The sequence below is a fragment of the Wandonia sp. genome (genome assembly GCF_984588085.1).
This window is the reverse complement of record NZ_CFIGVI010000006.1, coordinates 80,369-105,810: the sequence shown is the minus strand read 5'-3', so window position 1 is coordinate 105,810 and position 25,442 is coordinate 80,369. Positions and strand designations below refer to the sequence as shown.

Annotated in this window: 23 protein-coding genes; 16 read left to right on the top strand and 7 right to left on the bottom strand. The window is 39.9% G+C overall.

What is annotated here, in order from left to right; genetic code table 11:
• Positions 1-106 precede the first annotated feature (106 nt).
• Positions 107-724 carry a hypothetical protein gene (locus AC4PL9_RS04180; protein ID WP_491603520.1) on the top strand — a complete coding sequence of 206 codons (618 nt, stop codon included), beginning with the start codon at positions 107-109 and terminating at the stop codon, positions 722-724.
• Between the two features lie 128 nt (positions 725-852).
• Here AC4PL9_RS04180 and AC4PL9_RS04175 read toward each other — a convergent pair whose 3' ends face one another.
• Positions 853-1,662, bottom strand: a complete 810-nt coding sequence (locus AC4PL9_RS04175) for a universal stress protein (protein ID WP_491603519.1) — start codon at positions 1,660-1,662, stop codon at positions 853-855.
• A gap of 22 nt (positions 1,663-1,684) precedes the next feature.
• Positions 1,685-4,285 carry a S8 family serine peptidase gene (locus AC4PL9_RS04170; protein WP_491603518.1) on the bottom strand — a complete coding sequence of 867 codons (2,601 nt, stop codon included), beginning with the start codon at positions 4,283-4,285 and terminating at the stop codon, positions 1,685-1,687.
• Between the two features lie 66 nt (positions 4,286-4,351).
• On the opposite strand from AC4PL9_RS04170, the gene AC4PL9_RS04165 reads away from it, so the two are divergent.
• A complete protein-coding gene (locus AC4PL9_RS04165) occupies positions 4,352-5,587 on the top strand; it encodes a metallophosphoesterase (protein ID WP_491603517.1) in 1,236 nt (411 codons plus the stop codon).
• Positions 5,588-5,655: 68 nt separating this feature from the next.
• Here AC4PL9_RS04165 and trxB read toward each other — a convergent pair whose 3' ends face one another.
• Complete coding sequence (gene trxB, locus AC4PL9_RS04160; protein ID WP_491603516.1) at positions 5,656-6,603, bottom strand: thioredoxin-disulfide reductase; 948 nt, start codon at positions 6,601-6,603, stop codon at positions 5,656-5,658.
• Between the two features lie 461 nt (positions 6,604-7,064).
• Between trxB and AC4PL9_RS04155 the strand changes: the two genes are divergently transcribed.
• The 14 genes from AC4PL9_RS04155 to AC4PL9_RS04090 all read left to right on the top strand — a co-directional run bounded on the left by AC4PL9_RS04155 (position 7,065) and on the right by AC4PL9_RS04090 (position 21,698).
• Complete coding sequence (locus AC4PL9_RS04155) at positions 7,065-7,997, top strand: DUF368 domain-containing protein (protein ID WP_491603515.1); 933 nt, start codon at positions 7,065-7,067, stop codon at positions 7,995-7,997.
• A gap of 20 nt (positions 7,998-8,017) precedes the next feature.
• Positions 8,018-8,743, top strand: a complete 726-nt coding sequence (locus AC4PL9_RS04150) for a shikimate dehydrogenase family protein (RefSeq protein WP_491603514.1) — start codon at positions 8,018-8,020, stop codon at positions 8,741-8,743.
• Entirely contained in the window at positions 8,743-9,363 is a 621-nt protein-coding gene (locus AC4PL9_RS04145; RefSeq protein WP_491603513.1) for an AlbA family DNA-binding domain-containing protein, read from the top strand. The genes AC4PL9_RS04150 and AC4PL9_RS04145 overlap by 1 nt, the downstream gene beginning before the upstream one ends.
• Positions 9,364-9,586: 223 nt before the next feature.
• Positions 9,587-11,863, top strand: coding sequence for an aconitate hydratase (locus tag AC4PL9_RS04140; RefSeq protein WP_491603512.1), 2,277 nt, complete (start codon positions 9,587-9,589; stop codon positions 11,861-11,863).
• 104 nt (positions 11,864-11,967) lie between these two features.
• Positions 11,968-13,656, top strand: a complete 1,689-nt coding sequence (gene ettA / locus AC4PL9_RS04135; RefSeq protein ID WP_491603511.1) for an energy-dependent translational throttle protein EttA — start codon at positions 11,968-11,970, stop codon at positions 13,654-13,656.
• A gap of 1 nt (position 13,657) precedes the next feature.
• Positions 13,658-13,870 carry a DUF3820 family protein gene (locus AC4PL9_RS04130; protein WP_343786735.1) on the top strand — a complete coding sequence of 71 codons (213 nt, stop codon included), beginning with the start codon at positions 13,658-13,660 and terminating at the stop codon, positions 13,868-13,870.
• A 46-nt stretch (positions 13,871-13,916) separates the two neighbouring features.
• On the top strand, positions 13,917-14,528 hold the full coding sequence (locus AC4PL9_RS04125) for a YdeI/OmpD-associated family protein (RefSeq protein ID WP_491603510.1): 612 nt from the start codon (positions 13,917-13,919) through the stop codon (positions 14,526-14,528).
• A gap of 77 nt (positions 14,529-14,605) precedes the next feature.
• On the top strand, positions 14,606-15,478 hold the full coding sequence (locus AC4PL9_RS04120) for an endo alpha-1,4 polygalactosaminidase (protein WP_491603509.1): 873 nt from the start codon (positions 14,606-14,608) through the stop codon (positions 15,476-15,478).
• 203 nt (positions 15,479-15,681) lie between these two features.
• A complete protein-coding gene (locus tag AC4PL9_RS04115; protein WP_491603508.1) occupies positions 15,682-16,566 on the top strand; it encodes a bestrophin family protein in 885 nt (294 codons plus the stop codon).
• 55 nt (positions 16,567-16,621) lie between these two features.
• Positions 16,622-17,083 (top strand): peptide-methionine (R)-S-oxide reductase MsrB, encoded by a 462-nt coding sequence (gene msrB, locus AC4PL9_RS04110; RefSeq protein ID WP_491603507.1) that lies wholly within the window; start codon positions 16,622-16,624, stop codon positions 17,081-17,083.
• Positions 17,080-17,742: a peptide-methionine (S)-S-oxide reductase MsrA gene (msrA, locus tag AC4PL9_RS04105; protein ID WP_491603506.1), complete on the top strand. Its 663-nt coding sequence runs from the start codon at positions 17,080-17,082 to the stop codon at positions 17,740-17,742. Before msrB ends, msrA begins: the two co-directional genes overlap by 4 nt.
• Positions 17,743-17,838: 96 nt before the next feature.
• Positions 17,839-19,248, top strand: a complete 1,410-nt coding sequence (locus tag AC4PL9_RS04100) for a phosphohexomutase domain-containing protein (RefSeq protein ID WP_491603505.1) — start codon at positions 17,839-17,841, stop codon at positions 19,246-19,248.
• 3 nt (positions 19,249-19,251) lie between these two features.
• Positions 19,252-20,316: a chorismate synthase gene (gene aroC / locus AC4PL9_RS04095; RefSeq protein ID WP_491603504.1), complete on the top strand. Its 1,065-nt coding sequence runs from the start codon at positions 19,252-19,254 to the stop codon at positions 20,314-20,316.
• Positions 20,317-20,324: 8 nt separating this feature from the next.
• A complete protein-coding gene (locus AC4PL9_RS04090; protein ID WP_491603503.1) occupies positions 20,325-21,698 on the top strand; it encodes a dicarboxylate/amino acid:cation symporter in 1,374 nt (457 codons plus the stop codon).
• Between the two features lie 12 nt (positions 21,699-21,710).
• On the opposite strand, the gene AC4PL9_RS04085 is transcribed toward AC4PL9_RS04090, so the two are convergent.
• Genes AC4PL9_RS04085 through AC4PL9_RS04070 form a run of 4 tightly spaced genes read right to left on the bottom strand, consistent with a single transcriptional unit; the run spans position 21,711 to position 25,430 of the window.
• On the bottom strand, positions 21,711-23,348 hold the full coding sequence (locus tag AC4PL9_RS04085; RefSeq protein ID WP_491603502.1) for an OstA-like protein: 1,638 nt from the start codon (positions 23,346-23,348) through the stop codon (positions 21,711-21,713).
• Positions 23,345-24,625, bottom strand: a complete 1,281-nt coding sequence (locus AC4PL9_RS04080; RefSeq protein WP_491603501.1) for an adenylosuccinate synthase — start codon at positions 24,623-24,625, stop codon at positions 23,345-23,347. Before AC4PL9_RS04080 ends, AC4PL9_RS04085 begins: the two co-directional genes overlap by 4 nt.
• Positions 24,622-24,975, bottom strand: coding sequence for an STAS domain-containing protein (locus AC4PL9_RS04075; RefSeq protein WP_491603500.1), 354 nt, complete (start codon positions 24,973-24,975; stop codon positions 24,622-24,624). Before AC4PL9_RS04075 ends, AC4PL9_RS04080 begins: the two co-directional genes overlap by 4 nt.
• Complete coding sequence (locus AC4PL9_RS04070; protein WP_343786758.1) at positions 24,972-25,430, bottom strand: Fur family transcriptional regulator; 459 nt, start codon at positions 25,428-25,430, stop codon at positions 24,972-24,974. The genes AC4PL9_RS04075 and AC4PL9_RS04070 overlap by 4 nt, the downstream gene beginning before the upstream one ends.
• Positions 25,431-25,442: the final 12 nt, after the last annotated feature.

Genomic DNA, 25,442 nt, shown 5'->3' with positions numbered 1-25,442 from the left:
AAAACAGGGATTCCCCTCTGTTGTTACAAGTGTTTTCTTTTGATTTTTGTTGAATAATGGTTGTCCTAATACCATTGACTATGAAATCAATTAAAAACAAATAGCTATGAAAAGCGTAAAAAAAAGCAGACTTTTACTAGTAGTATTATCAGGAGCGTTATTAATTTCTTGTAACAGAGAAGGGTGTATGGACTCTTCGGCTTTAAATTATGATGCCGAAGCAACAGTAGATGATGGAAGTTGTGTCTATACTGAAGATGTACCTCAACCTAGAGAAAATCATTACTATTCGCTTGTTTCTCATAATGGAGATACTTTAGAGCAAGGCTCTGTACCATACCTATATGGATTAGCACAATCACATATGGATTTTGATAACTATGTCTTGTCATTTTATATAAATGACTCACTAACAAATGGAGTATTAGTAGGAGGTTCCTGCCTGATTAATGAAGATTTTACGCTTGTTGATAGTGCGGTAACAGGGGGAGTTGACCCAAATTCGAATCGTGTTGGTATCCAATCATACTTAACTGGTGGTATGGCATACACGAGTCACACTGGACATGTTAGTATTCAAGATGTAGAAATACACGATTTTCATCCAGGTGACCAAGATGATATAAACAAACGAATCACACTTACTCTACGCTTTGATGGTGTCTTTCATACAGATAGTTTAGAGACTGTACCTGCTACTTTAACTATGGTTTTTAGTAATTAGAAAATTCCCTGAAAAGCTAGTTTAAGTTTAGTCAGCATTGAATTTTATTAAGTGCGTTTTGTGATTCTTTACAAAACAAAATTTCACCTCAGAAAGTCGTAATAGCATGGCTTTCTGAGGTAAATGCGTTAAAAATACATCGAAGTAACCTCTTTGGATTGAATAATAAGCACCGGAATTTTATACTTATTAGTGAGAAGTCCCTGGTGGAAGCTATCCAAAGCGGGAATAAGGCTTTCCGTGTGATAAGCAACAGCTATAAGATCAGCATTGATCTCATCAGCGTATTTCAGAATTTTTGAAGAGTAACTCCCTGAAGTATCGAACATGTGAATAGAAGCATTCACTCCAAGGTTTTCAAACTTATCCTCAACCAGTTTAATTCTGTTTTTCATTTGACGAGACAAGATTTCATCCCGTTGATTTTCAGCAATAACGTGTACTCTTGCGTTGAACAGATAGGCAATATCTGCTGCAAAAGAAATAATCTGAATACTCTCTTTCGTTGTATCAATAGGAACAACAATGTTTTCGATCTTTTCAGGAGGTGTAGAGTCCTGAACGATATAAAAGGGAAGGTTGGTACTTCGAATAACCTTAATAGCATTGGAACCGAATACTTTTTGAAGCCCTTTGGCTCCATGTGTACCCATAATAACCTTACTACAGTTGTGTTTTTCAGCAATGCGGTTAATATCTTCAAAAATAGAACCCGTAGTAACAAGGGGAGTGATTTTCGTATCGTATCCCGTTAAATCAAGAGAATCCACGTAATCCATCATTTTGTTCTGAGCGGCTTTCACTTTGGATTTGTCATCCACCAAGTGCAGAATTAATAATTCTGCTTTTGCAACCTTGGCAAGCAGAAGGGCGTGCCTGACAGCTGCGTGGGCGACTGCTGAAAAGTCGTGAGGAACGAGATAAATTTTCGAGTTCATAGCTACAGTTTAATACGGTTATTTATTGAATAACGATCTTTTCAATATAATTATTCAATGTTGTTTTAATATGCACAAGATACAATCCTTTTGGGATATGATCCAAATTGATTTTAACAGCTTTGTTCACAGTGTCTTGTGAATAGATGGTTTTACCCTGATTATCAATTATAGAAAGAGAAAAACGAGCCTCAGAAGCTTCTGAAGATACTTCTACAGTAAACTCTCCTTTACTGGGATTGGGGTAGATGTAGAGTTTTTCAAGTACGTTTTCTGTAAGCAGGAGAGGAGCGTGTCCTTTTTCGTAAACAGAGACATTATCTATGTAGGTATTGTTTCCTGATCGGTTAATATTTTGGAAAACAACAGATAGGTCCTGTCCGTTTACTCCAGTGAGGGGATATTTTCCCGTTCTCCATTGGTTTGCTTCCGGGACGTTGTCCCAGAAAATAGTAGCATCATAAGCAAGGTCAAGTCCGGTTAAGAAAGAGAGCGTATCGAAATGTGCGGAAGAACAACCTTCAGCAAGAAGAATATATAATGTGTCCTGTACATGAGAGGTGGAAGATCGTCTCAGGTAACTGTAATCAAATTCCAGAAACAGAGAATCACTTTGAGAAGGAAAGGAAATGAGGGGAGAAATGAGTTCGTCGCGTTGGTTGGCATTCGGACCGTATTGATAACCATTTATCCAGGCAGATTGCGTTCCCCAGGTTTTGTTGGGAACCTCAACTGTCGACCAGGTTCTGCTTCCATCAGGATTCGCAACTATCCAGTCTCCCGCACCGAACCCGTGCTCAAAACCATCGAGAAAAGGGATGTCTTTTGTCGGGCGAATATTAAACCGGTAAAAACGGGTATTGTTAATGAAATCATATTCCTCCGTTCCATTACCCAATTCTGCACGAATAATTAACTCATTTGTTCCTGTTTGATTACTCGTGAGTGTGGGGATATCTATTTGAACGGTTTCTCCGGGATTAAGTATGCCTGTCCAGTTTATAAATTGTTCTGTTGCTTCGTTTAAAGAATAAAAAATACTGAATTCTGAAAGAACAGTGGTTCCGGAGTTTTCAACGACTACATAGGGTTGTAGTGTTGATTGACAGAGTACATCCGTATTTTCATAAGTGGAGACAGTTTTAAGGTTCAAATCATGAAATGCTGCCAATGGATCTGTTGGTGTATGATTTTGTGCAAGGTGGAGAAAAGCAGCATGTGCATCAATCAACCCCATACCATAAGTATTGTCTTCACCCGGGATACCCAAATCAATAGCAGTTAGGTATAATGCCCACAAGATTTCCTCTCCGCTAACATCGGGAAAAGCTTCCTTTAAGAGTAAGATTACTCCCGAAACATGCGGAGTAGCCATGGAAGTTCCGGATAAATACGCATATTCATTTTGATTGTACGCACTTCTTACATTTTGTCCTGGGGCAACTACTTCAGGATGAATAATCAGAGAACCTGTTCCCGGACACTGTTTAGGCCCGCGACTTGAAAAATCAGAAATAGGAAATGGATAACTTAAATTCGCATTTACAGAACCTACTGAAAAAGTATTTACCTCTGACGTATTAATTCGTTGAGGGGCAGAAACGGTTGTATTAGAAGGTCCGAAATTCCCTCCGGCGAAAACATTGGCAATTCCAGCTGCTTCAATGGCATTCATAAGGTCAACAACAACTCCTTCACATTGCTCCTGATCTGCTCCGTCGTACCATCTCCAACTGTTATTGATTACATCCGGAACATCATGTGAGGTTGAGATATCTCCGTCGGGGTTTAGTGCCCATTCAAAAGAAGACATCATATCTGCAAGTGTAGGAAGACTTTCGACGGTAGTTCCGATATGGTCATTTGCCATCCAATAGGCGTTGAAAGCAATTCCAATGGTGTCGTTTGTTGCTCGTTCCAAGCCGGCAACAGTTCCCAGCACATGCGTTCCATGGCTGCTTCTTTGCCCATTAGGTACATCAGCGAATTGTCCGTGCCAGGTTGCCGATTCAGCTCTGAAGTTTCCGAGATAACGATCTGCGAAAGAAGGATGTCCCGGCCATACTCCTGTGTCGTAAATGAATACCTGTCTTCCTCGTCCGGTATAGCCCATATCCCAAAGAGGGCGTACGTTGCAAGCTAGTACACCGGGTTCAACTCCGTTTTCCATCTTTTCGGTAGCCGGCTGAATAAGCGGTTTCTCGTGCCAGATAAAATGATTGTTTTCCAGATGTATAGAGGCGATCTCATCAAATTGTTCCAGCTCGGGAAGTAGCTCGGGACGTATCTCACAAATAATAGCATTGATAATCCAGAAAGTTTGAATATTATTTATTTCCTGTGGATGTTGCACGAAAAAATCCCGTACGTTTCGTTGTTCCTGTCGGGCGATTGCCTGAAGTTCTGTGATTAGTTCAGGAACGCGGTCCGATATTCCTTTTTTCTCCTGTTTTTTCTGAGCATGAAAACTACGGGAATCAAATTTTTTGGTGAATTCAATCCGAATCCGTATATATTGATTCTGAGTATGTAGAATATGGTTGGAGAGGGTTTCGTCTATTTTAGATTGAGCAAATACCTGAGTTGAAAAAAACAAAACAAGAACCAAATGATAATATCTCATATTTGTGGATTTAAACCAAAAATAGAGTAAATTTGAACCTCTGCAAAATTCAGTATATCAATTTTTATGAGGAGTTTAGGTTTTATTGTATTTGTGATACTGCTTTTATTTGTTTTGGATGCCTATTTATGGTGGTCATTGAAGAAAACACTTTACATGGGATGGTATCGTTGGCTGATTCCACTTTCCAGTCTGATATTACTGACATCTTTCTATTTTGTGTTTAAAAGAGCCGGAGAAGGAGGGCATAATGCCATTTATTCATTGAATTTTATTGTCGGTCTGACATTTGGTATTGTCATCGCTAAGATTTTAATGGTTACCGTGTTTTTTGTAGAAGATGTCGTACGTGTGGCATTGTACGTTGGGGAACAATTCTCTTCGAGAGGACATACAGAGTTGGCCGGGAGGCGTACGTTTGTAAGGAATCTGTCTTTGGCTGTTGCTTCTGTTCCTCTGGCAGGAACATTATGGGGGATCACACGAGGAAAATATCACTACATGACAAATCGGATGGACCTTTATTTTAAAGACCTTCCGGAAGCTTTTGATGGTTTTAAAGTAATCCAGTTTACGGATTTTCATGCCGGAACATTTGATCATCCTTCTGAAGTAGCCAGAGGGCTGGAATTATTGCAAAAGGAAGAAGGAGATGTGATTGTTTTTACAGGAGATGCTGTAAACAATCGTTCTGAAGAATTAGAGCCTTTTGTATATATGTGGAAGCGATTACATGCGAAGTATGGTAAATTCAGTATTCTTGGCAACCATGATTATGGACACTATATCTCGTGGGATAGTGAAACCGATCGTATAGAGAACTTGCAAAAGTTATTTGATTACCAAAAGGAGGCCGGTTTTGACTTGTTGCGAAATCAACATCGGGTTATCGAAAAAGAGGGAAGCAAACTGGCATTGATAGGGGTTGAAAACTGGGGAAATCCTCCTTTTCCGCAATATGGAGACTTAGATAAAGCTATGGAAGGTGTACCTGCAGATTGTTTCAAAATTCTCTTGTCGCACGATCCTGATCACTGGGAAAAAGTCAGACAACACCCTGAGAAAATCGGGTTAACGTTAAGTGGTCATACCCACGGAGCTCAGTTTGGAGTAGATATACCGGGGTGGAAGTGGAGTCCTATAAAGTATCGTTATAAGAGATGGTTGGGGTTATATGATGAAGATGAAAGCTATCTTTATGTGAACAGAGGATTTGGTTTTCTTGGTTTTCCCGGAAGAGTAGGGATGCGACCGGAAATATCTGTATTTACTTTGCGTAAAGGAGAGCGTAGAACATCCTAAAAGACTTATATAGCATAAAAAAACGCTGCTCTATCTGAGCAGCGTTTTTTTTATTTTTAACTGTATCATTAGTGTTCTTTCGAAGCCAGATAACGTTCTGCGTCTAGTGCAGCCATACATCCGGTTCCTGCTGCTGTAATAGCCTGACGATAGTTTTTATCGGCAGCATCTCCTGCAACAAATACTCCGGCTACATTTGTTTTGCTTGTTCCGGGTTCTTGATACTTAATATACCCGGTTTCATCCAAATTAATGTAATCTTTGAAGATATCTGTGTTGGGTTTGTGACCAATCGCAACAAAGAATCCGGTAGCCGGGATATCCTGCTCTTCTCCTGTAACGTTATTTTTTACACGAACACCAGTTACAACATCGTCTCCTAAAACTTCTACTGTCTCGGTATTGAAAAGGATTTCAATATTTGGTGTATTCTTCACGCGGTCTGCCATGATTTTTGAAGCACGGAACTCGTCACGTCTGACCAACATGGTAACTTTTGTACAAAGCTTTGATAAATAATGAGCTTCCTCACAGGCAGAGTCACCGGCTCCTACAATAACAGTCTCCTGACCTCTGTAGAAGAATCCGTCACATACCGCACAGGCTGATACACCACCTCCGCTTTGCAGAAATTTCTGCTCGGAAGGAAGTCCCAGATATTTAGCGGACGCTCCGGTTGCAATTATAATCGTATCAGCGTGAATTTCTTTGTTATCGTCCGTCCAGGCTTTGTGAACAGATCCTGAAAAGTCAACTTTGGTAATAAAACCTGGTCGAACAATTGTGTCAAAACGTTCGGCCTGTTGTTTTAACTGGATCATCATGTCCGGACCCGTCACTCCCTCGGGATATCCTGGGAAGTTTTCAACCTCATTGGTCGTCGTTAATTGCCCTCCGGGTTGAAGTCCTTCGTACAATATTGGTTGCATACTGGCTCTTGCTGCGTAGATAGCCGCTGTATATCCCGCAGGACCCGAACCTATAATTAAACAAGATGTTTTTTCTATTTCGCTCATATTTGTAAGTATATTCTCGTTGAAACCTACAAATTTAGCAATATTCTCTCGTAAGATGTGTGATTTTTGCTACAAAAGGAGGAAGGCTAAAATTTTTTTATACCCATAAAATAATACAGCTTGAATCCCGTTATAATAGTACCGATTAACAAAATGTAAAATTGTGAGCCTATGCAAAAAGTATTTACAAATTCAATTGCTCCAAAGGGCCAGGAGTTGAAAGAAGGTCCAAAACGTGCTTCATTAGATTTGATTTTAGCTTTTTCTAAGTCGGTTGAAGTAAAAAAGTCATCCCATAACCAATCAGTCTGTGTTCACCTGAACTGATTCGGGGAAAGAGAGACGGGCCGGCGAAATTTTCGCCGGCTTTTTTGTGTTCGATATTTTCAGGACAGCCTTTGATTATTTTTCTATTTTTGCGTAATTCACAAGCTATTATCAATAGTTCTAAAACAAAGTCCATGAGGTCATTTCTTGACTATTTTTTTCTTACACTGAAAGGAGCTGCTATGGGAGCAGCAGATGTTGTTCCAGGGGTTTCCGGAGGTACGATAGCGTTTATATCAGGGATTTATGAAGAGTTGCTGACAGCGATTAGTAATGTTAATTTAGAGGCGTTACGTAAACTAAGAAAAGAAGGAATAGGTGCTGCGTGGAAGTATATTCATGGAGACTTTTTGCTGGCTTTATTGACGGGGATATTTATTTCGGTTTTAACATTGGCAAAACTGATCAAATTTCTCTTGGAAAATCATGAAGTATTAATCTGGAGTTTCTTTTTTGGTTTGGTATTAGCCAGTACCTGGTTGGTAGGCAAGCAAATTCAGTCCAGAAGACCAGAGGTTATCGTAGGTTTTTTGCTTGGAGCCGGAGCAGCATATTGGATTACAACCATCGAGACAACAGCTGATGTACAGGCAAACTGGTACTTCTTTTTAAGTGGAGCAATAGCTATCTGTGCAATGATTTTACCTGGAATTTCAGGGTCGTTCATTTTGTTATTGATGGGATCCTATCATGCGGTTATAGAAGCTATTCATGATCGGGACCTGAAGTTGATTACTATCTTCGGAGCCGGATGTGTAGTAGGAATCCTCAGTTTTTCCCGTGTTCTTAAATTCCTTTTTAGTAGGTTTAAAACGGTTACACTTGCTGTTTTGACAGGTTTTTTGTTAGGATCATTGAATAAGATTTGGCCGTGGAAAGAGAATGTAGGAAGTACTCCTCTTACGATTCATTCAGATGGAAGAGAAGAGTGGTTGCAACGCAATGTAAGTCCTGATAATTTTTCGGGAGATTCGCAATTGGTAGGAGCAGTTCTTTTAGGTTTGGCGGGAATGGCAATTATTATTCTCCTTGAGCGATTTGCTTCCCGAAAACAAAAAGTAAATTAAACTAAACTTCTCGTTGAAAGATGACTAAATACGGTTTGATCGGAAGAAAGCTGGGACATTCTTTTTCTGTTAATTTTTTTTCTGAAAAATTTAAAAATGAGAATATTAAATCAGTTTACTTAAATTATGAGTTGAGCAATATTGATGAGATTCAGTCTGTATTGTTGGAAGAGAATTTGAAAGGATTGAATGTGACAATTCCATATAAGGAAGCTATTATTCCGTTTTTGGATGAGCTAACGGATGAAGCGGCGACAATTGGTGCTGTTAACACAGTTCTGTTTCGAGATGGAAAAACGATTGGAGCCAATACAGATGCGTTTGGCTTCCACCAGATGATAAAGCCTTTTTTGCTGAATACACATCACAAAGCACTTTTGTTTGGTAATGGTGGAGCAGCAAAAGCTGTAAAGTATGTACTTGAACAGATTGGTCTCGAAGTTCTGGTTGCTGCAAGGTCACCACGTGAAGGAGAGTTTCGCCTGGAAGATGTCAATGAATTGATGATCCGTCACTGTGGAGTTTTGGTGAACTGTACTCCGGTTGGGATGTTTCCGAAAGAAGATACAGTACTGAATATTCCATTTGAAGTAATACATTCAGACCACCTTGTTATTGATTTGATATACAATCCAAAAGAAACTATTTTTCTAAGAAAATCAAAGGCTAATGGAGCGGTCGTTTTGAACGGAGAAACAATGCTTCGGGAACAGGCATTACGGGCCTGGAAACTTTGGAATGAATAATGACACTACAAGAATTTATAGCAGAAGGAGAGCATCAGCGGCAGGATTTTAAATTCAGAGTAGATGATGCGAGAAAAATTGCAAGAACGATGAGTGCTTTTGCTAACTCAGAGGGAGGTAGGTTACTTATTGGTGTGAAAGATAACGGCAAAATTGCGGGGGTTGATCCTTCGGAAGAGATTCATATTATTGATGCAGCTGCTGATATGTATTGTACTCCTAAAGTTCCTTTTACAACTGAAGTATGGCAGGAAGGTCATAAGTTCGTTTTACTGGTATTTGTTGAGCCCTCGGAGGAAAAACCTCATAAATCTCCTGATGAAGAAGGAAAGTGGGTAACGTATGTGCGGGTTGGTGATAATACCTTGCTGGCAAATAAGATCCTTGTCAGGGTGTGGAAAAAGCAAAAAACCACCGTTACGAGACCGGAAGAAATGTCACAACCACAGCTTGATTTTTTAAGGCTGATAGCTTCAAAAGAAAAGTCTACATTATCATCTTTGTATCGAGATAGTTCATTAAAGAAAAGAGAGGTAGATGATCTTTTGGTTCTTTTTATTTGTTGGGGGTTGGTAGAACAACAAATCACACCGGAAGGGACGTTCTATTTTTCTGTGTAATTACTTTGTAAGTCAGGCGGTAAGAAAATTTGATTGCTGGACGTTTCGTTGATGTGCCTACCCAAGCTATTCTTAATTTTTTACCTTAAATTTTTGGCTGTCTCTTTAATCAGTCTAAATAGTAATGTTTTTTTAGCATTTATTTTTAAATGGGGTGACAAATTCTTATTTTCGCAATCCACATGTTTAATAAGTTAAATTTAAAAGAAAACCCGCTGTAATTATGGTATTTGATTTGGATATGATCAAAAAGGTTTACGAGCGTTATCCGGAGCGTATCGAAGCTGCGCGTAAGGTGCTTGGTAAACCGATGACTTTGTCGGAAAAGATTCTTTATGCTCACCTTTGGGATGGAACTGCTTCAGAAGAGTACACTCGTGGTGGTTCTTATGTTGATTTTGCTCCGGATCGCGTTGCGATGCAGGATGCTACTGCACAAATGGCCTTGCTTCAATTTATGCAGGCTGGTAAAAAGAAGGCTGCGGTTCCGTCAACAGTTCATGCGGATCACTTGATTTTAGCAAAACTGGGTGCTGATAAAGATTTACAGGACTCCTTGAATAAAAACAATGAAGTATTCAACTTTCTGGCATCAGTATCCAACAAATATGGAATTGGTTTCTGGAAACCGGGAGCGGGTATTATCCATCAGGTTGTACTTGAAAACTACGCTTTCCCGGGAGGAATGATGATTGGTACCGATTCTCACACGGTAAATGCGGGTGGACTTGGAATGGTGGCTATCGGTGTTGGTGGTGCTGACGCGGTAGACGTTATGGCAGGTATGCCTTGGGAATTAAAGTTCCCAAAACTTATTGGTGTTAAATTAACTGGTAAATTGAACGGCTGGACGGCACCTAAAGACGTGATTCTTAAAGTGGCAGGTATCCTTACTGTAAAAGGTGGTACAGGATGTATCGTAGAGTACTTCGGTGAAGGTGCTAAATCGCTTTCAGCAACCGGTAAAGGAACAATCTGTAACATGGGTGCGGAAATCGGTGCTACAACATCTACTTTTGGTTATGACGATTCTATGCGTCGTTATCTTGAGGCTACAGGACGTAAAGAAGTGGTTGAGTTAGCAGATAAAATTGCAGATCACCTTACGGGGGATGACGAAGTTTATGCAAACCCTGAAAAATATTTTGATCAGTTGATCGAAATCGATCTTTCTACTTTGGAGCCACACGTGAACGGACCATTTACTCCGGATCGTGCAACACCTGTTTCTCAGATGAGAAAAGAGGCAGAAGCTAACGGATGGCCAATGAAAGTAGAATGGGGATTGATTGGTTCATGTACCAACTCATCTTACGAAGATATTTCGCGTGCTGCATCTATTGCTCAGCAAGCATTGGATAACGGCTTGAAACCAAAAGCTGAATTCGGTATCAACCCGGGATCGGAGCAGGTTCGTTTTACAATCGAACGTGACGGATTTATAGGGGTCTTCGAGCAGCTAGGTACAAAAATATTTACAAATGCCTGTGGACCATGTATTGGTCAGTGGGACAGAGAAGGAGCGGACAAAGGAGAAGTGAATACAATCGTTCATTCTTTCAACCGTAACTTTGCAAAACGTGCGGACGGTAACCCGAATACACATGCTTTTGTTACTTCTCCTGAAATGGTAGCTGCTTTGGCTATCTCCGGAGACTTAGGGTTCAATCCGATCACGGATACATTGACAAATGATAAAGGGGAGCAGGTTAAATTGAATCCTCCTACTGGATGGGAGCTTCCTCCTAAAGGATTTGATGTAGATGACCCGGGATATCAGGCGCCTGCAGAAGATGGATCTGGTGTGGAAGTAGTAGTGAAACCGGATTCAGAACGTCTTCAACTTCTTGAAAGTTTCCCGGCATGGGACGGTAAAAACATTACAGGAGCCAAGTTGTTGATTAAAGCACAAGGTAAATGTACAACGGATCACATTTCTATGGCTGGTCCATGGTTGCGTTACCGTGGACACCTTGATAATATCTCTAACAATATGTTGATTGGTGCAGTGAATGCATTCAACGGAGAAACCAATAAAGTGAAAAACCAGTTGACTGGTTCATACGGAGAAGTTCCGGCTACACAGCGCGCCTACAAAGCAGCAGGTATTCCTTCGGTTGTAGTTGGAGATCACAACTACGGAGAAGGTTCTTCCCGTGAGCACGCAGCAATGGAGCCACGTCATTTGGGAGTACGAGCAGTAATTGTTAAGTCATTTGCACGTATTCACGAAACCAACCTTAAAAAACAAGGTATGTTAGGGCTTACTTTTGTAAATGAAGCAGATTACGATAAAGTACAGGAAGATGATGTAATTAACTTCCTTGATCTTGACCAGTTTGCTCCAGGAAAAGCACTTTCGGTGGAGTTTGTTCATGCGGACGGTTCTAAAGATGTGGTTTCTTTGAATCATACCTACAACGAGCAGCAGATCGAGTGGTTCAAAGCAGGTTCTGCATTGAACTTGATTAAAGCTGAAGCTGCTAAGGGAAAAGCATAAGTTAATAAGTAATTGTAAAGATAGAGTCCTCGTGTTTTGGCACGGGGACTTTTTTATAAATATCAGGTGTATTTTGTACATTTGAAGCTTAAATCATTTAGACTATGTCAGACGACAAGAAGATCATTTTTTCAATGCACCGTGTGTCAAAGACGACACCAATGGGCAAGCAGATTATTAAAGATATTTCTCTTTCATTTTTTTATGGAGCGAAAATCGGTATTATCGGTTTGAACGGATCGGGTAAATCTACCGTATTAAAGATTATAGCAGGTCTTGATACCGCATATCAGGGAGATGTGTCAATTGTAGAAGGTTATTCTGTAGGCTACTTACCTCAGGAGCCTGAACTGGATCCCTCCAAAACGGTTAAAGAAGTTGTGATGGAAGGAGCGCAGGAAACAGTTGATGTTTTGAAAGAATACGAAGAGATAAACAATGCCTTTATGGACGAAGAGGTATTGAATGATCCTGATAAAATGGATAAGTTAATTGCCCGTCAGGGACAGGTACAGGATAAAATTGATGCACTTGATGCGTGGGAATTGGATACAAAACTGGAGCGTGCTATGGATGCTCTACGTTGCCCTCCCGATGATCAGATTGTTGAGCACTTATCGGGAGGAGAAAAGCGACGTATCGCTTTATGTCGTTTATTGATTCAAAACCCGGATATTCTTTTGTTAGATGAGCCGACTAACCACCTGGACGCGGAATCAATTCACTGGTTGGAGCAACATTTACAACAATATAAAGGAACAGTAATTGCAATTACGCACGACCGTTACTTCCTGGATAATGTTGCCGGTTGGATTCTTGAGTTGGACAGAGGAGAAGGTATTCCATGGAAAGGAAACTATTCTTCGTGGTTGGATCAGAAATCAAAACGACTCCAACAGGAAGAAAAACAGGCTTCGAAACGCCAGAAAATGTTGGAGCGAGAGTTGGAGTGGGTGCGAATGAACCCGAAAGGACGTCACGCAAAAAACAAAGCGCGTCTGGCAAATTATGACAAGATGATGTCCGAAGAGATGAAGGAAAAAGAGTTGACTCTTGAAATTCCGATTCCAAATGGTCCACGTTTGGGAACGAACGTAATTGATGCCATTCATGTAGCCAAGTCTTTTGGAGATAAATTGTTGTATGATGATTTGAATTTTAAGCTGCCACCGGCTGGAATTGTAGGAGTTGTAGGACCTAACGGTGCCGGTAAAACCACAATTTTTAAAATGATAATGGGGGAGCTACAGCCTGATTCAGGAAACTTTGAAGTAGGGGATACAGTCAAAATCGGATACGTAGACCAGAATCATAAAGATCTTGATCCGGAAAAGTCCGTAATTGACGTGGTTTCAAATGGGGTAGAGTTTGTTGAAATTGGTAACCAAAAAATCAATGCGAGAGCTTACATTTCGAAATTTGGTTTTGTAGGAGGTGATCAAAGCAAAAAGGTCGGTGTGTTATCAGGAGGGGAACGAAATCGTCTTCATCTTGCGATGACAATGATGACAGAAGCAAACGTATTGTTACTGGATGAGCCTACCAATGATATTGATGTGAATACATTACGTGCTTTGGAAGAAGGGATCATGAATTTTGCCGGTTGTGCTGTGGTTATTTCTCACGACCGTTGGTTCCTGGATCGTATCTGTACACATATCTTAGCTTTTGAAGGCGACTCACAGGTATATTGGTTCGAAGGATCTTACTCGGAGTACGAAGAGAACAAGAAAAAACGATTGGGAGACACCGGACCGACACGTATGCGTTATAAAAAACTAATGAAAGATTAGTATGCAGAAAGAGCATCTGATAAAATTAGCTAATACAAAAATGCCCTTTGGAAAATACCAGGGGCATTTTTTGGTGGATCTACCTGAACCCTATCTTGTTTGGTTTCGGCAAAACGGCTTTCCCAAAGGAACCATAGGAAGTATGTTGGAAGAAATGCTGGAAATAAAGATTAATGGATTAGAACACTTGATCCGACCACTCATTCGGAAATAGAAAGTGAAAGAACAATCCGGAAAAATAGAATTGAATCCACAGGTAGATGATTACCATTGTGAATGGTTGTATGCGTTGCAAATATGGAGCAACACCACAATGTAAAGTAAATAACTGGCGAGAAGAATTAGAAACGCTCCGACAAATTATTTTAGAAACAGGTCTGAAAGAAGAAGTAAAATGGGGAGTACCTGTGTATACCAATAAAGGGAAAAATATAGTTTCAGTCAGTGCATTAAAAGAGTCTGCTACTATTGGTTTTTTTAAAGGTGCTTTACTGTCGGATAACCAGAATGTCCTTGTGCAGCAGGAGACAATACAAGCAGCCCGGGTAATTAGGTTTACCTCGTTGAGTAGTATTCAAACTTTGGAAAAAACGCTGAAAGCATATATACTGGAAGCGATAACTATCGAAGAAAGTGGAAAGAAAGTACTGTATAGCAAGGAAAAGGAAGCATTTCCTGAAGAGTTAGTGCAGGCTTTCGAGAATGATCGGGGATTTAAAAAAGCTTTTTATGCGTTAACTCCTGGGAGGCAAAGAGGGTATACAATTTATTTTTCGCAACCTAAGCAATCTGTAACAAGAAGCAACCGGATTGAAAAATGCAAACAACAAATTTTTGAAGGAATCGGGTTGAATGACAGGTATAAGAAGTGAAATGTAGAGTTAAATACGTTGAATTATTTGTACCAAATTATATTTTCGAGCGTTAGGTTTACTAAAAATCATCCGATATGACAGTACTTACAAGACGAAAAAGAAGATCCGCTTTGAGAAGATTAAATCGGTCTGTTGTTTCTGTCTTTATCTTAGGTTTTTTGTTCGGAGCCTGTAAGAAAGACAGTGCTATAAAACCAACGGGAAATAGTCAGGCAAAACCGGTATACAATCAGGCATATAGTGAAAATCATGATCCGGATACTATAGAAGATATAGTCAGGGAAGCGAAAAATGCATATGTCCTTGTGGATCCGTTTATGCCGGGAGTTGCAGAGAAAATTCCTTCCATTCAGGCGAATAATAATGAAGTAGGAGGCTACATTAGTATAGGTACAGGAGAAAGTTGGAGAAATGATTTCCCGGATCTGGTACCATTTCTGGTAACCACACAATGGAAAGAATGGGAGGGAGAGTTTTTTGTAAAGAAAACTACTACAGGAATTCTTCAGGTTATGAAGAGGAGAATTGATCAATTAGCCGATTGGGGTTGCGATTGGGTCGAGTTTGATAACATGGACTGGTTTTTTGATGAAGATCTTAAAAGCAAATACGGCATAGAAGTGACAAAATCGCAGGGGATTGCGTATTACCAGGAGCTTTGTGAGTATGCACATACCAAAGGACTGAAATGTATGGCAAAAAATCATGTTGTTGAAGCGGATAATTTTGACGGTGTACTCTACGAATCCTATCGAAAAGAAAAAGACTGGTGGCATCATGATGGAGCACAACACTTTCTTGACGCAGGTAAGTTGGTGATTATAAATCATTATGATGAACCACGTCCCAACACTGTTTACGCTGAATATATAGACCTTTATACTAAAGGAATTTCGTACATATGTGAGAGTTCGAAAGAAAAAAAGTATATTCATTACAATCAATAATATAGTATAGAAAGATGTCAATAACGAATGATTCGGAATGGCAAGGAATGTAAAAGGTGGGTAAAGCCGTTGCGTATACGTTGAAGAAAATAATTCAAAAGAGTCAAACTGTTTTTTACCGTTTACCTACCTTTGCGGACAGATATGAAATATTGACCGGAAGGTACTAGACAAATCCGGGATAAAAAACGAAAACTTCCTCAATGATAAAATACGATCCTAAATCCTGGGTGTTACACATTCTATCTATTCACAAGAGTGATACTGTCAGAATGCTATGGAAAGAGTTGCTGTACATGGCGATTCTAACTTCTATTCTTACGTATATTGAAATTACCTACTTACCCGATGCAAAGTGGACAAAGGATTTAATGGCTGTGTATTCATTGGTAGGTTTCGTGTTATCACTTCTTCTTGTTTTTCGTACAAATACTGGTTATGATAGATGGTGGGAAGGTAGAAAGAAATGGGGGGAGTTGGTTAATAATACACGTAATTTGGCAATTAAAATAAATACAAGTTCAGTGTCAGAAGAGACGAAGTCCTTTTTTCGCCGTATGATTCCCAATATTACGTACGCCGTTAAAGAACACTTACGAAGCGGAGTTATTCTCAAAGAATTAGATCTTACAATAGAGGAGAGAAAACTATTGGATGAATCATCACATATTCCCAATACACTGGTGAATAGTATGTATAATCAGCTTGAAAAAGAAAAAAAGGCAGGGAATATTTCGGATGTTGAAATGATGATAATGGATACTAACCTGAAAACATTTGCCGATATATATGGGGCTTGTGAGCGTATCAAAAACACACCAATTCCATATTCCTACAGCTTATTTCTTAAGAAATTTATTGTACTCTATGTAACTACAATGCCCTTGGCTTTCATTACTTCGTTTGGTTACTGGTCAATTCTTGTTGTCGTATTCGTATTCTACGTATTGGTTTCGATGGAGGTGTTGGCAGAAGAAATCGAAGATCCTTTCGGAAGAGATGATAACGACTTACCTACAGATGAACTCTGTGAGAAAATCAAAGCTAATTGTGAGGAAGTTTTTTCAACAAATTTCCCGGAGAAATAAATAAAATCTAAAAACCTTTCGTTTTCGTAGTTGTTATAGAATGAAAACGAAAGATATGAGAGCAATACAATATATTTTACTTTTACTCATGCTATGCTTTAGTTTTGGTCTGTTGTCACAGGAAACAGTCAGGAAAACGGAAGAAGAGTGGAAAGAAGAATTAAGTTCTGAACAGTACCGGATTCTGCGTGAGAAGGGAACAGAACTTCCTTATACCGGCAAATACTGGAACAACAAAGAAACAGGAATGTATCATTGCGCAGCGTGCGATAATCCATTGTTTTCTTCCGAAACCAAGTATGATGCAGGTTGTGGATGGCCTAGTTTCTATGACGCCATTGATAACGGAAACATAAAGACGGCAAAAGACCTGTCACACGGAATGCAACGGATTGAAATCATGTGTGCTAAATGTGACGGGCATTTGGGGCATGTTTTTGATGATGGTCCCAAGCAAACAGGATTGCGTTATTGTGTGAATTCTGAATCATTGGAATTTAAAAAGGAGGAAAAATGAAACAGGTAAGTGTGCTTTTTGGATTATTTTTGTCCATGGCAGGACTGAATGCTTGTATGTCCCAAAAGTCAGAAGTAAAAAAAATGGAAAAAGAATTAACAGTAAAGGAGAAAGAGATAAATACAAAAACAGAGTCAGCTACTTTTGGAGCCGGTTGTTTTTGGTGTATTGAAGCGTGTTTCGCAGATCTGAAAGGTGTTATTTCCGTTACTTCCGGTTATTCGGGAGGGCATAAAAAGAATCCTACCTACAAAGAAGTGTGTGAGGGAACTACAGGTCATGCAGAAGTAGCGCGCATCGTTTTTAATCCTGCTATCATTTCTTTTGAGGAATTACTGGAAGTGTTCTGGTTTGTTCACGATCCAACTACTTTAAACAGGCAGGGGAATGATATCGGAACACAATACAGATCTGTTATTTTTTATCATTCGGATGAACAGAAAAGACTGGCAGAGCTATATAAGAATAAGCTGAATGAGTCTGGGGCATTTGATAACCCGGTTGTCACAGAAATTTCTCCGTTGACGAATTACTACGCGGCTGAAGATTATCACCAGAATTATTTTGAAAATAATCCGGAAAACCCTTATTGTAATGCTGTTGTGCGTCCCAAAGTAGAGAAGTTTAGAAAGGTTTTCAAAGACCGATTAAAGAAATAATTCCCGTTTTCCATATTCTCCGCTCGTTTTTTCCTTTAGTCAGGGGATTTCCTTATTTTAGTCGCTGTAAATAGTAGGAAAGAACAGAGTTAGAACATGAATGTGACAAAAATAAAGTTTGGTACGGATGGATGGAGATCCATTATCGGAGAAGATTATACAACACAAAACGTAGCAAGAGTTTCTGAAGCAGTAGCTGTTTGGTTACTGGACAATTACGATTTACCTTCAGTAGTTCTCGGTCACGATTGTCGTTTTGGAGGAGAATTGTTTTTGCAAACAGCAGCTAAAGTGTTTGTAAAGAATGGAATTGCTGTAAAATATGCAAAAGGATTTGTTTCGACACCGATGGTTTCCCTTGGAGCTGTCCGATACGAGGCTTCTTTAGGAATTGTTTTCACAGCTTCGCATAATCCTCCCGGTTACAACGGATATAAACTGAAAGCGCATTACGGTGGACCTCTTTCCCCGGATAAAGTACAGGAGATTGAAGATGGAATTCCGGATCATGCAAATGAATATCGTGATTTTACCTGGGAAGAAGTACTTGAAACGGGGCTTGCTTCTTCAGTTGATCTGGAACGCGAATACATAGATACTGTGCGAAATGCGTTTGATCTGGAAGCAATCCAAAAATCGGGTGTTCGTCTGGCTTTTGATGCAATGTACGGAGCAGGACAAAATGTTATTCGTCAGATTTTGCCGGATACCAAAGAATTGCACTGTGAGTATAATCCCTCCTTTAAAGGACAGGCTCCGGAACCAATAGCAAAGAACTTACAGGAACTTTCGGCCTATATTAAAGATTCCAAAACCATCGATTGTGCTTTAGCAACAGACGGGGATGCGGACCGGATTGGCTTGTACGATGCAAAAGGAGAATTTGTAGATTCACACCATATTATTTTGTTACTGATTCATTACCTGGTTAAATATAAGGGAATGACAGGAAAGGTAGTAACTGCTTTCAGTTGTACCCCTCGTATTGAGCGTATGTGTAAACATTACGGACTGGATCACGAGACGGTTAAGATCGGGTTTAAATACATTGCCGGAATTATGGTGGATGAAGATGTTTTACTCGGAGGAGAAGAGTCGGGAGGAATTGCTGTTAAGGGACATATTCCTGAACGTGATGGAATCTGGATGGGATTAATTATCTGGGAATTCATGGCTAAATCCGGAAAAACACTGGATGATCTAATCGAAGAAGTATACGAAATTGTAGGGGCATTTAAGTTTGAAAGAAGTGACTTACACATTACAGAGGAGTTAAAACAAACCATTATTGCAAGTTGCAAGGCAAACAAGTACACTTCTTTTGGTAAATACCAGGTGCAAAGAGTTGAAACGACTGATGGTTTCAAGTTCTTCTTTGACGACGATCGTTGGTTGATGATCCGACCTTCCGGTACGGAGCCCGTTCTCAGAACATATGCAGAAGCTCCTACATTGGAAGAGGTTCGCGAGATTCTTCGAATTTGTGAAGAAACTATTACACATTAAGCTATGGCCGGAAATACTTTCGGTACTTTGTTTCGCTTAACCACGTTTGGTGAGTCGCACGGTGTGGCAATAGGAGGAATCATCGACGGATTTCCTGCTGGGTTTTCAATTGACCTGCAAGCTATTCAGGAAGAACTGGACAGACGAAAGCCGGGGCAGTCAGCGATTGTTACGCAGAGAAAAGAGTCAGATACAGTTCAATTCTTATCCGGAATTTTTGAAGGCGTGACAACAGGAGCACCAATTGGTTTTCAGATCATCAACGAAAATCAAAAATCTTCCGATTATGAACATCTGAAAGAAGTATATCGTCCTTCTCATGCTGATTTTACTTATGATAAAAAATATGGGCACAGAGATTATAGAGGCGGAGGACGATCCAGCGCACGGGAAACAGCTTGTCGTGTAGTAGCAGGAGCATTGGCGAAGCAGTTTCTTACGGAAAAAGGAATTGACATATTTGCTTTTGTAGATCAGGTGGGAAGTATTCGTCTCTCCGAAGACGATCGTATAGATCTTTCGGAAACAGAGAATAACCCTGTGCGATGTCCTAACGCTAATGTAGCGGACAAAATGCAGGATCTTATCAGAGAAGTCAGAAAGGATGGGGACACAGTGGGTGGTTGTATTCGATGTATCATTCAGGGTGTTCCTGTGGGGTTGGGAGAACCCGTTTTTGATAAACTACATGCTGATTTAGGAAAAGCCATGTTATCGATCAATGCTGTAAAAGGATTTGAATACGGTTCAGGTTTTGAGGCAGCCGAGATGTTAGGTTCTCAACACAACGACCTGTTGAATCCGGACGGTTCTACGCAAACCAATTTCAGCGGAGGAATTCAGGGAGGAATTTCGAACGGGGAAACCATCTTTTTCAGGGTTGCTTTTAAACCGGTGGCGACATTGATGAAAGATCAGCCTTCTGTGAACAACAGGGGAGAAGAAGTTATTGTAAAAGGAAAAGGAAGACATGATGCCTGTGTGGTCCCTAGAGCTGTTCCGATAGTAGAAGCAATGGCAGCTCTTACAGTAATGGATCACTGGCTTCGGTATACAGCTATAAATTAAAGTAACCTATGACGAAAGGAAAAAAGAAACTGGCATTACATTGGAAAATATTAATCGGTATGTTCTCCGGTGTGCTGTTCAGTCTGATTTTGGTAAACACAAGTTGGGGGAGTGAAACGGTTGAAATTATCGTTTCGGATAAATCAACTGAAACATCCCGGGCTGCTTTATTCGTACAGCATTGGATTAAACCATTCGGGAATATGTTTATCAATGCGCTGAAATTGATTGCTGTTCCTTTAATCCTGGCGTCATTAATAAAAGGAGTATCAGACCTCAAAGATATTTCGAGTTTATCAAAGATGGGGTTCCGTACTATCGGTACGTATATTACTACAACCATTATTGCAGTTTCCATTGGTTTGATCGTGGTGAATATCATCCAACCCGGGAAGTCGATTACTGAGGAAACCCGTAACGAATTGGTGGCGAGCTATAGTTCTGACGCAGATGAAAAAATTGAGTCGGCAAATAAAGAAAAAGAAGCAGGACCTTTGCGGGCTTTGGAAGATTTAATTCCGGGTAATATTTTCGCCTCCGCTTCGGACAATGGAAATATGTTACAGGTTATTGTGTTCGCTATTTTCTTTGGTATAGGGCTCATTCTTATTCCTTCGGATAAATCGGCTCCTGTGAAAGCTTTTTTTGATGGATTTAATGAGGTAATTCTTAAACTGATTGATCTCATTATGTTGGCAGCTCCTTATGGGGTCTTTGCTCTTTTGGCAGCATTGGTTGTGGAGTCCCCCAGTGCAGATTTGTTTAGTGCCTTATTGTTATATGCAATCAGTGTTATTATAGGATTATTGTTAATGATCATTATTTATAGTGCTTTGGTCTACTTTTTCACAAAAAAAACACCTCGTTTTTTCATCAATGGAATCTCTCCCGCACAACTACTTGCTTTTAGTACAAGTTCATCGGCAGCCACTCTTCCGGTTACAATGGAAAGGGTAGAAGAACACCTCGGGGTTGATGAAGAAGTAGCAAGTTTTGTATTACCAATCGGTGCTACAATTAATATGGATGGAACGAGTCTGTATCAGGCTGTGGCGGCCATTTTTATAGCCCAGGCATTTGGTATGGATCTGAGTTTGACAACACAGCTCGGAATTATTGTTACTGCTACTTTAGCGAGTATTGGTTCGGCAGCTGTTCCGGGAGCGGGAATGGTTATGTTGGTAATTGTTTTGGCACAGGCAGGAATTCCCGAAGCAGGATTGGCCCTTATTTTCGCGATTGATCGTCCATTGGATATGTTGCGAACCACAGTGAATGTTACAGGAGATGCGGCTGTTTCAATGATTGTAGGGAATTCAGTTGGAAAATTACGTGACCCTAAAGCTAAAGAGTGGAATGATAATTATGGAGTAGAGAAATAAGTAAAACAACATTTACTCTTCTTCCTGCGTGGCTTCCGAATTTGATTGTGTCTCTTCTGATTCTTTCGGTGTCTCTTCCGGAAGTGGAGTCAGTAAAGTTGTAGTTGTTGTAAATAATTCCGGTCGTTTCGGACGGATTTCAGAATGCCAGATAAAATGTTCTGTTTTTAACTCATTTCCCGGTATCTTTTCCATCCCGTAGAAAACGCCTTCCGGATTATCAAAATTTGTAAGTCCTACAACCTCACCGCTATCCAGGTACAATTTCATCTCACTACTTACCAGCTTATTCATTCCTGATCGGGTTACCACAACAGCAGTGTCATTTTCTTTCTCTTCTTCCGGAAAGTAAAGGGTTTTAGCATTTCCCTGTACATGGAGGAGGTGCAAATCTCCGTCTTTGAAATAACCATCCATTTCACGACCGGAAACCTGATTATAATAAAGTCCAGAATCCAGTTCAGAGACAGACAGAGCTTTTCCTTCTATTCGTGCATGTTTGATGTGTTTGGCATCCCGTTTAACAGTGATAAAATCACCATTTAACTGATTGTTGTCATTCCAGAGAACAGGCATACGATAGAGACGTAATAGGGAATCAGTACCTGAATAGGTAAGGGAGTCACATACTCCCTGATATTTCGTAGAGAATATTTCTACTTTATAATACGCTTTCATGGTTTCTATTTCATCCAGACTGTCAGAAACAGCAAAAAGAGTATCTGCATTTATATAGGTTGTATCTTCTTCCTGAAAGAAAATAGCATACGCTTTATCAGTAAGTAGTTTTGTTCTTTCCAACCCGTTGGAATACATGTAATGACTTCTGAACTCTACATTCTCAACAGAATCTCGTATCCGGACATTCCCGATCCCGATCGAAATTTCATCTTCTGACCGGTAGCGTAGTGTATCTCCTGTAACTAATTGCCCTGGACGATGAATTTCAGCTGAGTCAATAAATTCGCCCTCGTTATTGGCCATATTAAAATAGCCTTTATGGCAGAATATATCAGTAGTGTCCTCTTTTTGATGAATATGTGTCTTACCGAAAAAGAATAATTGTTCCTGAATGCTATTGAACTTCATGGTGTCAGTAACAACATGGTATTTTTCATCATCAAAAACAACATCTTTCCTGAAAAAGAAATTTTTAGAGTCAGGATAGTAATACCCCACTTGAGAAGTGAGTTGGTCACTGCGTTGGATATGAGTAATTGTACCTCCATGCCGGTAGATAGCAGCACTTTGTGCTGCATCATATTCCATTGTGTCTGTTTCTAGTTTGTATTCTCTATCCCGTACACGTACATTCCCCCAAAGTTTCGCTTTTTTAGTAGTACTATTGTAATATAGGGAGTCGCAAAAAAGATTCAGGGTATCTTTTTTATTGATGTGAACACGGCTATAAGCATATACTTCTCCTGTTTTATCGTAAAACAAAGCCGAATCGCAATACATAAGATGTCCCTGATACTTGAACCGCACATTTCCGATCAACTTTTGATATTCTTCCGAAGTATTGATGATCAGTTTATCCGATCCGGGTAGTAACTCAATAAGTCTTTGCCCTGTCAGGTTATTGACAAGAAAAAAAATTGCGCTTAGGAAAAGCGCAATTTTAAGATATGTGAGATTGAATCGTATCAATTTCTGTTTCTGTAATCCAATGTTTGCGCGCGGTCAGGTCCGACACTTACTACAGTGATCGGTACTTCAAGCTGCTCTTCCAGGTATGTGATATAATCTCTCAGTTCCTGTGGAGCATCCTTCATACTTCTCAATTGAGTAATATCTGTGTTCCATCCCTTCACTTCTTCATAAACAGGTTTTACGTCAACACTGTCTATATCGTAAGGAAGATAATCAATTTTCTTGCCATCCATGATATAGTGTGTACAAACCTTGATTTTTTCGAAGATACTCAATACGTCAGCCTTCATCATAGAAAGCTCTGTTACACCGTTGATCATGATCGCATAACGCAAGGCGGGAAGGTCAATCCATCCACATCTTCTCGGGCGTCCGGTTGTTGCTCCGAACTCTCCACCTTCAACCCGGATCTTCTCTCCGTCTTCATCGTGAAGCTCAGTAGGGAAGGGACCGGAACCAACGCGTGTACAATATGCCTTAAAAATTCCGATGATATTTCCGATTGTATTTGGGGCGACTCCCAAACCTGTACAGGTTCCTGCAGATATTGTGTTGGAAGATGTTACATAAGGATACGTACCGAAATCAATGTCAAGAAGTGTTCCCTGCGCCCCTTCAGCAAGTACCGAACGACCTTCTCTCAGACAGTTGTTGATAAATGTTTCGCTATCTACACATGTTAGGTTCTTTAGAATGTCAATCGCTTCCATCCACTCTTTTTCCAGCTCTTCCAGATTATATTCGAAATCTTCGTGATGTTTCAGAATTCCTTCATGCTTTTCAACAAGAGCATCATACTTTTCTTTGAAAGTAGGCAGGAATATATCTCCTACACGAAGTCCGTTACGACCGGTCTTGTCCATATAGGTCGGTCCGATACCTTTCAGAGTGGAACCGATTTTCTTTTTCCCTTTAGCAGCTTCGGACGCTGCATCGAGAAGCCGGTGCGTAGGAAGAATCAGGTGTGCTTTTTTAGAAATAAGCAGGCGGTTTTTGATGTCAATATTAAAAGGAGCCAGTTTTTCCAGCTCTTTTCTGAAAATAACAGGATCTATAACAACACCGTTTCCTACTAGATTCAGTACGTTTTCACGGAAAATACCTGATGGAATTGTATGAAGGACATGTTTTATTCCTTCGAACTCCAGTGTATGTCCCGCATTGGGTCCTCCCTGAAATCGGGCAATGACATTGTACTTTGGTGTAAGAACATCAACAATTTTACCTTTACCTTCGTCTCCCCATTGAAGACCTAACAAAACGTCTACTTTCATGCGTCTTGTGATTTTAATTTAGTTAGTGCCGATGAAAGATCTGCACTAATTGTGAATATTGAATTTAACTTAGTAACAATCAAAAGTTGGTTTATCGCAGGAGGGATACAACAAAAAATCAGTTCTCCCCCCATATTTCGAATTTTTGTAAAAAGCTTCAGAAACAGGTTAATTCCTGAACTATTCATTGCTTCGAGAGCAGACATGTCAAAAACAAATTGTTTATGAGCAGGAAGGTTGTCCTCTACAACATCAATCAAAGGGTGGTCATCATTATTGTTCAGGATTTTTCCTGAAATAGATATTACCAACACGTTATCGTGCTTTTCTATGAGCGGAGTTTGCTTCATGCTTCTTTGTCTTTCGACTTATTTTTCTTAACTCCGTAAAAATAGAGGGAGTGGTGTTGAATTTCTACACCGAAAAGTTCTTCGACAGTTTGTTTGATTGCCTGTATACGAGGGTCACAGAATTCAATAACTTCTCCTGTATCTGTGCAAATCATATGGTCGTGTTGTTTAGAACCATGTGATTTCTCAAATTGAGCCAGATTCTTTCCAAACTGGTGTTTGCGGACAAGATTACAGGCGAGCAACAAATCTATTGTATTATAAAGTGTCGCACGACTTACCCTATAGTTTTGATTTTTCATTTCGATATACAAAGTTTCGATATCAAAATGACCATCATAATTATAAATTTCAGCAAGTATGGCGAATCTTTCAGGAGTTTTCCTGTGCCCGTTTTTCTCCAGATAAGCGGAAAAAATATTACGAACTGTCTCTTGTAATTCTTCCTTCTGCATAGCGCAAAATTA

Excerpts from the sequence above, each read along its gene's own strand:
- AC4PL9_RS04180 (WP_491603520.1), top strand. The coding sequence starts at position 107 with ATGAAAAGCGTAAAAAAAAGCAGACTTTTACTAGTAGTATTATCAGGA.
- AC4PL9_RS04175 (WP_491603519.1), bottom strand. The coding sequence starts at position 1,662 with ATGAACTCGAAAATTTATCTCGTTCCTCACGACTTTTCAGCAGTCGCC.
- AC4PL9_RS04170 (WP_491603518.1), bottom strand. The coding sequence starts at position 4,285 with ATGAGATATTATCATTTGGTTCTTGTTTTGTTTTTTTCAACTCAGGTA.
- AC4PL9_RS04165 (WP_491603517.1), top strand. The coding sequence starts at position 4,352 with ATGAGGAGTTTAGGTTTTATTGTATTTGTGATACTGCTTTTATTTGTT.
- trxB (WP_491603516.1), bottom strand. The coding sequence starts at position 6,603 with ATGAGCGAAATAGAAAAAACATCTTGTTTAATTATAGGTTCGGGTCCT.
- AC4PL9_RS04155 (WP_491603515.1), top strand. The coding sequence starts at position 7,065 with ATGAGGTCATTTCTTGACTATTTTTTTCTTACACTGAAAGGAGCTGCT.
- AC4PL9_RS04150 (WP_491603514.1), top strand. The coding sequence starts at position 8,018 with ATGACTAAATACGGTTTGATCGGAAGAAAGCTGGGACATTCTTTTTCT.
- AC4PL9_RS04145 (WP_491603513.1), top strand. The coding sequence starts at position 8,743 with ATGACACTACAAGAATTTATAGCAGAAGGAGAGCATCAGCGGCAGGAT.
- AC4PL9_RS04140 (WP_491603512.1), top strand. The coding sequence starts at position 9,587 with ATGGTATTTGATTTGGATATGATCAAAAAGGTTTACGAGCGTTATCCG.
- ettA (WP_491603511.1), top strand. The coding sequence starts at position 11,968 with ATGTCAGACGACAAGAAGATCATTTTTTCAATGCACCGTGTGTCAAAG.
- AC4PL9_RS04130 (WP_343786735.1), top strand. The coding sequence starts at position 13,658 with ATGCAGAAAGAGCATCTGATAAAATTAGCTAATACAAAAATGCCCTTT.
- AC4PL9_RS04125 (WP_491603510.1), top strand. The coding sequence starts at position 13,917 with ATGATTACCATTGTGAATGGTTGTATGCGTTGCAAATATGGAGCAACA.
- AC4PL9_RS04120 (WP_491603509.1), top strand. The coding sequence starts at position 14,606 with ATGACAGTACTTACAAGACGAAAAAGAAGATCCGCTTTGAGAAGATTA.
- AC4PL9_RS04115 (WP_491603508.1), top strand. The coding sequence starts at position 15,682 with ATGATAAAATACGATCCTAAATCCTGGGTGTTACACATTCTATCTATT.
- msrB (WP_491603507.1), top strand. The coding sequence starts at position 16,622 with ATGAGAGCAATACAATATATTTTACTTTTACTCATGCTATGCTTTAGT.
- msrA (WP_491603506.1), top strand. The coding sequence starts at position 17,080 with ATGAAACAGGTAAGTGTGCTTTTTGGATTATTTTTGTCCATGGCAGGA.
- AC4PL9_RS04100 (WP_491603505.1), top strand. The coding sequence starts at position 17,839 with ATGAATGTGACAAAAATAAAGTTTGGTACGGATGGATGGAGATCCATT.
- aroC (WP_491603504.1), top strand. The coding sequence starts at position 19,252 with ATGGCCGGAAATACTTTCGGTACTTTGTTTCGCTTAACCACGTTTGGT.
- AC4PL9_RS04090 (WP_491603503.1), top strand. The coding sequence starts at position 20,325 with ATGACGAAAGGAAAAAAGAAACTGGCATTACATTGGAAAATATTAATC.
- AC4PL9_RS04080 (WP_491603501.1), bottom strand. The coding sequence starts at position 24,625 with ATGAAAGTAGACGTTTTGTTAGGTCTTCAATGGGGAGACGAAGGTAAA.
- AC4PL9_RS04075 (WP_491603500.1), bottom strand. The coding sequence starts at position 24,975 with ATGAAGCAAACTCCGCTCATAGAAAAGCACGATAACGTGTTGGTAATA.
- AC4PL9_RS04070 (WP_343786758.1), bottom strand. The coding sequence starts at position 25,430 with ATGCAGAAGGAAGAATTACAAGAGACAGTTCGTAATATTTTTTCCGCT.